The organism is Chloroflexota bacterium (assembly GCA_016875875.1).
Classification (GTDB): domain Bacteria; phylum Chloroflexota; class Dehalococcoidia; order GIF9; family UBA5629; genus 9FT-COMBO-48-23.
Genome location: VGOP01000001.1, coordinates 224,945 through 236,584 on the forward strand (window position 1 = coordinate 224,945; position 11,640 = coordinate 236,584).

Sequence of the window (11,640 nt, forward strand, 5' to 3'; positions counted from 1 at the left end):
CTCTTTCAATCGAAGCGCATCATATCGCTGGGCAGAACAGGGATTCTGCCTGCCAGGAGTTCGTTTAAGGCATATAAGATAGCTTTAGGTTCTGGTGGGCAGCCTGGAACGTAGCAGTCCACCTTTACTATATGATTCGCTGGTTTCACTTGGTCAAGGAGTGCCGGGACACCCGGTGGGCGAGGTATTTTGCCTTTGTGGGTGCTTTCAGTCTCAATGTAACCACGCCTGAGGGCATCTTCTTTGTCGAAACTACTGCGCATGGCGCACACGCCACCGAAGCAAGCGCAATCACCCCAGGCCATAAGAATCTTGCAATGTGCCCTGAGCTCCTTGAGCACTTCCTCCTCTTCAGTATTGCCGACAGAGCCTTCCACGATGCCGACGTCTACCGGCACGAATTCCTTTATATCGGTTATAGGACTTCTGGAGAATTCAACGACCTTAGCTAGCTCGATTATTGCCTCATCGATATCTAAGAATGACATATGACAACCAGCACAGCCCTCTAACCAAACCGTAGCTACTTTGACCTTTGCCATGTTATCAACTCCTTATTTTCGATTGCTATTTCTTCATATGTTTTGAGATTTCACGCAATATCTCTGGATCTGCTTTGATGTCATCAGATGGTTTGATGAGGCGCGAGGTTGACTTGGCTACACCGTCCAGCGTACTGTATTTTTCGCCTACTTCTGCCCAGATTGGCGATGGTAACACCACGTTGGCCTTCGACATTGCAGATGAGAGATAGCTTGACTGAACAACTACGAATTCCAATCCTTTGCCAAGGTTGGGCAATTGTGATGCGTTAACATAATCATCAGACAGAAGTATATATAAAGCCTTCACGTTGTTTCCGGTTAGGTTTTTCATAATAGATTGCGATGTATGGGCTATTCCCATATCCCACGCTCCACGGCTATTTCCCTTAGGTTTTAGAGAAATGATTCGTGGTTTCCCTGCGCCTTGGCTGCTGGCGATAGTTGCCAGATTGAGTAGAGACGTTATCAGTCCAGGATTTTTATGTTGCAGAATGCCTTCACCGTAGATGATAACGCTGTACTTAGCCTTGCTGAGCATCTCGGCAGCCTCAAGAAGGTCATCAGCGCCGATACCAGCCTGTTCACTGCCTTGCTTTACATTAATGTCCTTGAGGGAGGCTGTTATTTTTTTTACCTGGGCAGAGTCTTTCTTGGCGCCTTTATCGATGACAGCTTTGGTCAGGGTGCTTAGAGCTAATGACTCTTTGCCCTCTTTTGGCTTCAACCATAGTGCTGTGTGGTAAGAGAAGGCATTTTGCGCCGGGTCTATAACGATGAGCTTTGCCTTGTTCTGCCTTGCTGCTCGGGCGATATAAGAACCGGCTACAGGATGGCTTTCAAGCGGATTGGCACCTACTACGAGTATGCAATCAGCTTTAAGTATCTCTTCTAGCAAGGTCTCGGTGTCCAGTCCTGCCTTCTCTTGGTAAATGTTGATGCCCTGGGCGGTGGCTCTATAGATATCTCCGTCGAGAGTATCGATTAACTTGCTACCGATAGTCCCGGTAATGAATTCCTTAAAAGCTTTGAGGGACTCGTTGCTAGCTTGGCTTGACGCGATGCCGGCTATACTGTTATTGCCGTATCGTGACTTCAGTTCAGCGAGCCTCTTAGCTACTATGTCTATGGCTTCACTTAAAGGTCGGGATTCGAGCTTACCGCGACCGTTTTTTACCAGTGCTGTATCGATTCGTTCGTGCTTTCTGTACAAGGGAGCAAAGCGTCCTTTGTGACAAAGTATGCCGCGCTTGTCGGTGAGGTCAGGGCTATCAATTCTGACTAGCCTGTTATCCTTGACAAGTGCCTCAATTTGACAACCAACTCCACATACTGGACATACACTATTTACCTTTTTGCATTCTTCAGGTCTACCTTTGTAGGCGCTGTTTTTGGAGAAGATGGCGCCAGTAGGACAGACCTGGAAACAGGCTCCGCAGGAAATGCAGGATGATTGCCCCAGAGGTTGATTAAGGTCGGCGACAACCATGTCTTTCCAACCGCGGTAGCCAAAGTCCAGTGTGTGAACACCGACAATTTCATCGCAAGTCCTGATGCATCTGCCGCACAGAATGCAGCGATTATGGTCAATAACTAGGTAATCGTTTACTGAGTCTACTGGTAAGGCGGGCCATGAATATGGATACCGGGCATTGTCCATCTGGTACTTATAAGCGAGATTCTGCAGTTCACAATCGCCGCTGGCTACGCACTGAGCGCACAGGTGGTTGCGTTCAGTGAAGAGGAGTTCTAGAACCAGGCGACGGTACTTCTCCAGCTTCTCGTTGTGGGTGTGTATCACCAATCCGTCCCGTGCTGGATAAGTACAGGCAGGCACCGGTCGTCTCTCTCTTTCGATTTCGACTACACAAAGGCGACAAGCGCCGACATCGTTCAGTCCCTTGTAGTGACAAAGCGTCGGTAAATCAATACCGTTAGCTTGGCAGATATCAAGAACAGTATCACCCTCTTTGCCTTTAACCTGATTACCATTTATTGTTAGAGTTATCTCTTTCATGTCTATTCTCCTACCTCAAGGTCACATCTTAGGCATCGGCTGGCTTCTTCCCTCGCTTCCTTCGTGGTATAGGGGAGGACCGCCTCTTTAAAGGATGTCTTCTTATCAGCAGTGGCGATCTCAGCAATCTTTATCCTGGATTTTTCTTTTAGTTCCTCCTCGGTGGGCAGCACGGAGGGAACGGCTATGGACTCATATCCATTGCGTTCGACCAAGGGCGAGAGTTCTTCTCCGCGGAGGTATCGTCTTATTGAGGAGGCTGCTCTTTGTCCTGCAGCTATGGCTTCGATTACTGTGGCTGCACCTGTGTGCGCATCTCCACCTGCGAAAACTCCTTTGCGACCAGTGGCTAGAGTTCGTGGGTCAGCTGCTATTGTGCCTCCCTTCGTTGTGCTTATCCCATCTCCTTTTAGGAACGATGTATCAGGTCTCTGCCCTGTAGCTTTGATAACTGTATCGACGTCCATAGTATATTCGGAGCCGTTGATTTGGTAAGGAGTCTTTCTGCCACTCTTGTCAAACTCCTTCAGTTCCATACGAACGCACTCAACTCCTTCGACTTTGCCGCCCTTCCCCAGAACCTTTACTGGTGCTATTAAGCAGTGAATGTGGATGCCTTCTTCTTCAGCAGCCTCAATCTCTTCGTCTATCGCCGGCATGTCTCTCTTTTCTCTCCTGTAGAGAATATGCACCTCTTTAGCACCTTTTTTTAGGGCTACCCTGGCGGCATCGATGGCTGAGTTACCACCACCAACGACAGCCACTGTTTGTCCCACCTTTATTTCCTTCCCTAAGCTTGTTTCTCTCAAGAAATCAATGGCATCAAAGACTCCATCTAGGTCTTCGCCCGGGATTCCCATCTTATCACCTTTATGGGCACCAGTAGCGATAAATACCGCTTGATAACCGTCTTTCAGCAATGATTCGGCCTCGGTGACAGGTGTGTTAAGTCTTATATTCACCCCGAGCTTTTTGATGGTTTCGATCTCTTTATTCAGCATATTCTTGGGGAGACGATACTCAGGGATGCCTACCGCAAGCATTCCACCAGCCACGGGTAGGGCCTCAAATACGGTAACTTGGTAGCCTTCTCGAGCAAGGTCCCAGGCTGCTGAAAGTCCTGCTGGACCTGCGCCGACAATCGCTACCTTCTCTTTTTTCCTCTCTTTTATTTCAGGGATGTATTCGAACCCGTGCTCAAAGGCGTAGTCAGCAGCGAACCTTTTTAGATGTCTGATTGCAATCGGTTCGTCAATTTGACCTCGTCGACATTTGCCTTCACAGGGATGGTGACATACCCGGCCAACACTCAGTGGGAACGGAAGCCGTTGCACGATGAGGTCATAAGCTTTCTCAAATTCACCTGCCTTTATGAGAGCAACGTATCCTGGGGCGTCGAGGCCAACAGGGCAGGTGTGCTGACATGGTGCCTTGAATAGAGCCTGGCAGACCACGGCCGGACACTTCTTATCTATGATATGCGCTTCATATTCCTCTCTGAAGTGACGAAGTGTAGTGAGCACCGGATTAGGTGCTGTTTGTCCTAACCCACAGATAGAAGCAGAGCCGACCATTTCAGCTAGTTCCTCTAATATGGCGAGCTCTTCCATGGTGCTTTTGCCATCTGTGATCTTGGTCAGAAGTTCAAGCATTTTTGGTATTCCAGCACGGCAAGGGGTGCATTTACCGCAAGATTCATCTCTGGTGAATTGGAGAAAGAACTTGGCGACGTCGACCATGCAGCTATCCTCATCCATTACCACAAGTCCGCCTGACCCCATGATGGCTCCTAGGGCAGTGACGGCTTCGTAGTCGACGGGAGTATTCAGGTGCTCGATCGGGATAACGCCGCCGGATGGGCCACCTATTTGTACCGCCTTGAATTTTTTGCTGGCAGGTATACCACCGCCGACGTCAAATACAATCTTGCCTAGGCTGGTACCCAAAGGTACTTCAACGAGGCCGGTGTTGGTCACCTTCCCTACCAGACACAGTGTCTTTGTACCCTTGCTGGTTGCAGTGCCTACGCTTCCGAACCAATCAGCACCTTTCCAGATTATCTGGGGGACATTTGACCAGGTCTCTACATTGTTGAGTGTAGTTGGCTTGCCAAAGAGCCCTTTGTTGGCTGGGAATGGTGGTCGCTGGCGAGGATTTCCTCGCTTTCCTTCAATTGAGATTAAGAGGGCGGTTTCTTCACCGCAGACAAAGGCACCGGCACCCGGGAATATGTCCAGGTCGAATTCAAAGTCAGTACCCAGAATGTTTTTACCCAGAAGACCGTATTCTCGAGCCTGTGTTATGGCGTGATTCAACGTCTCGATAGCAAGAGGGTATTCAGCACGGACATATGCATAACCTTGGCGGACATTGCCTATGGCATAGGCTCCTATTGCCATGCCCTCAATTATTGAATGAGGATTACCCTCAAGAACAGCGCGGTTCATGTAGGCACCGGGGTCTCCTTCATCACCGTTGCAAACAACGTATTTTTCATCACCCTGAGCGCTGCGGACAAATGACCACTTTGTGGCAGTGGGAAAGCCCGCTCCTCCTCGTCCTCTTAAAGCAGCTTTTCCGACCTCTGCGATGACTTCGTCTGGCTTCATTTGTGTCAGGGCTTTAGCCAGAGCTTGGTAGCCATCTCTGGCAATGTATTCATCTATATTCATTGGGTTAAGGTCTTGGTTGTGCATTACCCTTATTTCTTGAAGCTTGATTAACGGGTCCTCTGGGTCAAGTTTCCATTCCTCCACCACCTTATCTCTAACAAGATGCTGCTCAATTACCTGTGGAACTTTGTCCTCGGCAAGGTCGTAATAAGTAGTTTTGCCTTTTGTGGGATGGACAATCGTGACCACTGGCTCTCGGTCACACAAACCGACGCATGCTGCTTTCAGCACGGTGACATCTGATAATTTGCGGCTTTCTATGCCTCGTTGAAAAGCCTCGAGAGACTTGTTTGCTCCCGAAGATATGCCGCATGTTCCGAGGTGAACCTTGACTTGGATTTTCTTATCTTGTTTCGACAGGTTCTCACGGATTTTGTCTCTAAGCTTTGTAAGTTCTTCTACCGACGCAAGTCGTTTCATTATACTCTCCTATCGATATGAACTCATGATGTCTTTTAGCTGGCTTGGCTTTACTTTTCTATGAACATCCTCCTTGATTGCCAGAACTGGAGACAGCCCACAGCAGCCGATGCATCTTACCGTCTGTAGGGAGAATTTGCCGTCGGGCGAAGTCCCACCAGACTCAAGACCAAGATCTTTATTCAGAGTATCGAGAAGTTTCTGGCCACCCTTAACATAGCAACTGGTACCTAAGCAGACCTGAATTACATATTTACCTTTTGGCACCATTGTGAAGAAGGAGTAGAAGCTAGTTATGCCATACAGTTCACTCAGGGGGATTTTCATTTCCTTAGATATCGCTTCCAGGACATCAGGTGGCAGGTAGCCGATAAATTCCTGAACCTGTTGTAGTACCCGGATTGGAGCCCCTGCTTGCCCATCAGTGGCTGCAACTATTTTTTTGATTTGCTGTATTGTTTTACTGCCAATCGCCTTGCTTGTTTTTACCTTTGTTGATGTAGCCTTTCCTGCTTGTTTCAAGGTCACCTCCTAGAATATAACTGGTGTTCCAAATTGTGAGTTTAGCAATGCGCTAAAGTATATCGCATCGGCCTTTGGCTCTAATTCCTGAGGGACTTTAGTTTCATGTGGACATGTTGGACATCTGGTTAAATAGAATGCAGCTTGCATAACCGACGAATTATAGCATATGACCTCATTGGCTGCAAAAACACTTTAATCGTCTAGTACGTTGGCGGCACACAGTCTCCTTATCGTTTTTTATTTCTGGGCCACCACATAGGCTTTTGGCTTTCTGATGATATATGTAGTCTGGTTTGAGACTTGACTTAAATAACAATCCGCCTTGTTTCTTTGAATGGTGATAGGTAAAATTGCCTATTTTTTGCAGGATAAGAGGTGAAATTACTTGTTTCTTACAATTACAATGGGTATAATTGCAACGGCAAATTTTTGGTAGCGGCCATGATGTGCTTAGAGATTCTCCCGCTGTATCGCAATAAAGCTGTTCCTTGATATTTTGCTTTTAGAGAATCCCATCTATAGTAAGGAGGTTTAATATGTGGAAAACCGAAGCTACCGGAGTCGCACATGCTGAAATTGCAGTAAGGCAATGTCTGCCGCCATGTCAAATCAAATGCCCGATAAATGAGGATATCCAGCGGACAAATGTGCTCATCTCTCTTCTCCCAGATGACCTGGATTTGGCAAAAGAAGGCATCATCCAGATTAGTGACTATCTCTACGACAAGAATCCTTTTTTCAACATCTGTGGTTACATCTGTGGTATTTGTGAACTGGAGTGTAACTATGGTAAGAAGGGCGGGGCAATCAAAAGGAGGTTGCTCAAAAGGTTCTTGTCGGATGTCTATACCGGCCATTTGAAGGAGCGAGAGGAATGGGATGTTCTTAGGGACAAGGAGAATGTGGCTGTCATAGGTGGTGGGCCCGGTGGGCTGATGTGTGCCTACCATCTGAGCAAGAAAGGATATCGGGTAACTATAATCGAAGCCTCTGACCGACTTGGTGGAGCGCTATGGTTGGTGCCAGACTATCGCCTGCCCAAGGATGTTCTGCAAACCACGGTCGAGAACCTTGTAAGGATTGCCGGTATAGATGTCAGGTATAATAGCCGGCTGGGGGCAGGGAAGCTGACACTGGAGAAATTGAAGAACGAGGGCTATAAGGCAGTGTTCTTTGCAACAGGGTTACCATATCCCAGAGTCCTGACATTTGAGGGGAAGTCTTTGGAGGGGCAGGATCTGTCTGGTGTGATGTATGGTCACACCTATTTGTACGAAGTTAGCCACAACAATATTGCAGCAGATTATTTCAAAGGCAAAAAAGTCATAGTCACAGGCGGTGGCAATGTAGCCTTTGATGTGGCCAGGTCAGCTAGGAGGCAGGGAGCAGAGGTAACAGTCGTAGCTCTCGAGCGCGATGACAAAGACCATAGAGATGGCATACCGGCTGACGAAGAGGAAATCCGTGGGGCATGGGAAGAGGGTTTGAGGATAGTCTATAGCCGCGGCGTGAGAAATATCGTTGGGCAGAATGGCAAATTCAAGGGCATCAACTGTCCAACATGTGTTAGCGTATTTGACGAGGAAGGGTTCAATCCGAAGTTCGATTGTACTGACTGTATAGATTTAGAGGGTGATGTGCTTATAATCACGGTGGGGCAGGCTCCTGACAGGCCTCTGCTCCAGAAAGAAAATCTTTTGGATGAGCGGGGTAGAATTGATATTGACCACTTAACGCTGCAGAGTCCAAACAAGCCCTGGCTATTCATAGGTGGTGATGTGAGGAGGGTCGGATTCATGATAGAAGCTATGGGTGAAGGGCTTGTGGCTGCGGAATCAATTGACAGGTATTTGAGGGGTGTGGATATGAAGGCGGGTCGAAGAAGAGATTACGAGGGATATGAGATTCCAGTCAGGAGAGACTATAAGCCTGAGCCTGCGGTGCTGTGGATACCACCTGAAAACAGAATGCATTTTCAACTTTTTGAGAAAGGCTTTACGCTAAAAGAGGCTATAGAGGAGGCGAGAAGATGTGTCACTTGCGGACCCTGCCTATCTTGCAAAGCCTGCGTATCAATTGGTTTTCAGAAGTCTTTGAGTCCAGTTGAGGTGGACGCAGCAAGATGTAGCGGCTGTGGCCATTGTGTCTATGTCTGTAACTATTATTCCGCTCATTTGGTTAATTTTGGCGGCAAAATCACATCTGAGACGGATATGTTCAAGTGCAAATCTTGTGGCATGTGTGTTGCGGCTTGTCCGTCTCAGGCCAGAAAAATGATTGATGATGATACGGCAGACAAAATAGCCAAAGTATACGCATCTCTGTCGTAGGTGCTCAAAGTAAGTATTGTTAAGGAGGGCAACATTGAGCGAATACAAACCCAAAGTAGTGTGTTTTTCCTGTAAATTTAGCTGGGGGTATCTGACAGATGAAGCTAAACTCTCGAACGAAATTGAAAACTGGATACCCATTATTTGTACAGGAAAGATCGATGCCACGCATATAATCAATGCGTTCGAAGAAGGGGCCGATGGGGTTTTGATACTTGGTTGTCCAGAGGGAGACTGCCATTATCAAGACGGCAACTACGAGGCAAAAAAGAGAGTTTATCTACTCCGTACACTGCTGGAGTCTATGGGTATAGAGAAGGAAAGGATTAGGATAGAGCTATCCACTGATCCTGAGGGCAAGAGAATCCCGCAGCTAGTGAAGGAGATGAGCAAGGGGCTCAGAAAACTGGGCCCATTAAGGAAGGCCGAAACGGCAGACAAGATGCCGAAAGAGGTAATTAAAGCTAAAGGGGGAAAATAAGATGGCGAAACCAAAAGTTGCCATTTGTTGGCTGGGAGGTTGTGGTGGCTGCGACGAGGCGGTTGTAGATATAAATGAAGTGATACTTGGTGTGGCGAGTGCGGTTGATTTTGTTTTGTGGCCAGTAGCGCTGGACTTTAAATATCACAGTGTTGAAGGTATGAAGAATGGTGAAATCGCATTGAGCGTGATAAATGGAAATGTCAGAAACTCGGAGCAAGAAGAGGTAGCAAAGTTATTGAGGGAAAAATCTCAACTGGTTCTTGGCTTTGGTTCCTGTGCCTGCTTCGGCGGAACGCCTGGATTGGCTAATCTCACCACAAAAGAAGATATTTTCAACTGGGTCTATCGTGATGCCCCAACTGTAGTTAATCCCGATGGTAACTATCCTCAAATAAGTACTCGTGTCGCTGGAAAAGAACTCACTCTGCCCGAATTCTATAAACATGTCCATGCATTGAATGACATAATCGATGTCGATTATTACTTGCCTGGATGCCCTCCTCCCCCCCATCTAGTGATGTACGCCGTGAGCGCAGTTCTCGAAAATAAGCTTCCACCAAAAGGCTCAACCCTGGCACCTCAGAGGGCCTTGTGTGATAGCTGCAAACGCAATAATTCAAAGCCAGAAAGACTAGCGATAAGGGAGATTAAGAGGATTCACGAGGTGGAGACAACCCCTGATATTTGTTTTCTGGCTCAAGGGGTAATCTGTCTGGGCATTGCCACCCGTGATGGCTGTGGAGAATCATGCTTAAATATAAATATCCCGTGCCGGGGATGCTTTGGTCCCGTGGAAGGAGTTGCTGATTCCGGAGCTAAGTTTGTCTCCGCCTTGGCATCAATTCTAGATGTGCAGAGCGATGAGGACATAGCGAGGGTTGTAGACCAAATTATTGACCCTGTAGGGTATATGTACCGATTCTCACTTCCTGCTTCGACATTGAGAAAAAAACAGGGTTAAAGAATTAGATAGAAAAGAGGTGCACTGTGACCAAAAAGATAACTATAAATCCAATAACTAGGCTTGAGGGACACGGGAAAATTGAGATTTTCCTAGATGATAAGGGTAATGTAGACGATGCCTACTGGCAAGTAGTGGAACTCAGGGGTTTTGAAAGGTTTTGCCTGGGTAGGCCGGTTGAGGAATTGCCACGCATTGTTTCCAACATCTGTGGCGTTTGTCCAACTCCCCATAATATGGCATCTGTAAAAGCCCTAGATGACTTGTATGAAGTGGAACCAACACCCACCGCCAAGCTGATAAGACAACTCCACTATAACGCATTCATGGTGGAAGACCATTTGCTGCATTTCTTTATTCTTGCTGGCCCTGACTTTGTGCTCGGTCCAAGTGCTGACCCGGCGGAACGGAACATTCTTGGTGTAATCGCAAAGGTGGGATTGGAAATCGGTGGCAAAGTTATTGAGGTGAGGAAAAGATGCCGTGAGATAATCCGGTATATTGCCAGTAAGCCACCCCATCCTGAAGGTGGCTTACCTGGAGGGGTATCCAGGGGTATCACTGAGGAGGACAGGAAATGGATGAAGGAGACTGCTGACTTTTCTGTCGAATTTTGCCAGTTTGCTCTGGAATTGTTTAAGCAGATTGTCCTGGACAATAAAGAATACCTGAACCTTGTCCTGAATGACGCTTACAAACTGAACACCTATTATATGGGGCTGGTTGATGAGAATAACCGAGTGAGTTTTTATGAAGGTAAATGCAGGGTGGTCAATCCCAAGGGCGAGGAGTATGCCTTGTTTGACTATCACGACTATGTAAATCACATAGGGGAGTGGGTCGAACCCTGGACATACATAAAGCTAACTCACCTTAGGAAGATAGGCTGGAATGGCCTGAACGATGGTGAGGCAACATCATTGTACCGTGTAGGGCCGCTGGCGAGATTAAATGCAGCTGACAGTATGTACACACCTCTGGCACAGAGGGAATACGAGGCAATGTTTGATATACTAGGCGGCAAGCCAAGTCATCATACTCTGGCTTTCCATTGGGCAAGGTTGATCGAGGCTCTCCAGGCTGCAGAACATATGCAGAGGATTGCTAATGACCCTCTGCTGACCAGCAAAGATATACGCAATATGGCGCTCAGATTGAGCAAGGTTGGGATTGGTTGTGTCGAGGCAGCACGTGGAACTTTAATCCACCATTATGAAGCTGATGGAGACGGAAAAACCACGAAAGTGAATCTTATCGTAGCGACCCAGCACAATGCAGCTCCCATATGTCTGTCTATTAAAAAAGCAGCTATGGGATTTGTCAAGGGGCCGGAGGTAAAGGAAGGTTTACTTAATATGGTAGAGATGGCTTTTAGAGCCTATGACCCTTGTCTGTCCTGTGCTACCCATGCCCTGCCGGGCCGGATGCCCCTGATGTTGAATATAAGAGACCGAAATGGCAGCCTGATACGAACTGTGCAGAGACCGTAAGCCAGACTTCAGGGGTTGCGCTATACCTGTTTCGGAGTTATCATTTGACTTGAGTGAGCGATAGATTACAGCAGGGCATGTTTCAGCACGGAACTTTGGATGCTCCTTGGAGCGCAATTTGGTCAGATAACAGTTGTCCAGGTTTTGTACTTTAATACGTTGCCATGCCAGGCAAACTGAGGCTATTAAATACCAAGTA

The 11,640-nt window shown here is 47.4% G+C and carries 8 protein-coding genes; 4 read left to right on the plus strand and 4 right to left on the minus strand.

Features of this window, described 5'->3' with window-relative positions; translation table 11 throughout:
• Positions 1 to 5 precede the first annotated feature (5 nt).
• From FJ023_01140 to FJ023_01155, 4 genes are read right to left on the minus strand one after another with little or no spacing between them, the layout of a single operon-like run.
• Entirely contained in the window at positions 6 to 542 is a 537-nt protein-coding gene (locus tag FJ023_01140) for an NADP oxidoreductase (GenBank protein MBM4445941.1), read from the minus strand.
• A gap of 25 nt (positions 543 to 567) precedes the next feature.
• A complete protein-coding gene (locus FJ023_01145) occupies positions 568 to 2,559 on the minus strand; it encodes a 2Fe-2S iron-sulfur cluster binding domain-containing protein (GenBank protein MBM4445942.1) in 1,992 nt (663 codons plus the stop codon).
• A 2-nt stretch (positions 2,560 to 2,561) separates the two neighbouring features.
• A complete protein-coding gene (locus tag FJ023_01150) occupies positions 2,562 to 5,651 on the minus strand; it encodes an FAD-dependent oxidoreductase (GenBank protein MBM4445943.1) in 3,090 nt (1,029 codons plus the stop codon).
• A 9-nt stretch (positions 5,652 to 5,660) separates the two neighbouring features.
• Entirely contained in the window at positions 5,661 to 6,179 is a 519-nt protein-coding gene (locus tag FJ023_01155) for an NAD(P)H-dependent oxidoreductase subunit E (protein ID MBM4445944.1), read from the minus strand.
• A gap of 533 nt (positions 6,180 to 6,712) precedes the next feature.
• On the opposite strand from FJ023_01155, the gene FJ023_01160 reads away from it, so the two are divergent.
• From FJ023_01160 to FJ023_01175, 4 genes are read left to right on the plus strand one after another with little or no spacing between them, the layout of a single operon-like run.
• Positions 6,713 to 8,506: an FAD-dependent oxidoreductase gene (locus FJ023_01160; protein MBM4445945.1), complete on the plus strand. Its 1,794-nt coding sequence runs from the start codon at positions 6,713 to 6,715 to the stop codon at positions 8,504 to 8,506.
• Positions 8,507 to 8,522: 16 nt separating this feature from the next.
• The gene (locus FJ023_01165; protein MBM4445946.1) at positions 8,523 to 8,987 is read left to right on the plus strand and encodes a hydrogenase iron-sulfur subunit; all 465 of its coding nucleotides are present in this window, start codon (positions 8,523 to 8,525) and stop codon (positions 8,985 to 8,987) included.
• Position 8,988: 1 nt separating this feature from the next.
• On the plus strand, positions 8,989 to 9,951 hold the full coding sequence (locus FJ023_01170) for an oxidoreductase (protein ID MBM4445947.1): 963 nt from the start codon (positions 8,989 to 8,991) through the stop codon (positions 9,949 to 9,951).
• Positions 9,952 to 9,977: 26 nt separating this feature from the next.
• Positions 9,978 to 11,441: a Ni/Fe hydrogenase subunit alpha gene (locus tag FJ023_01175; GenBank protein ID MBM4445948.1), complete on the plus strand. Its 1,464-nt coding sequence runs from the start codon at positions 9,978 to 9,980 to the stop codon at positions 11,439 to 11,441.
• Positions 11,442 to 11,640 lie beyond the last annotated feature (199 nt).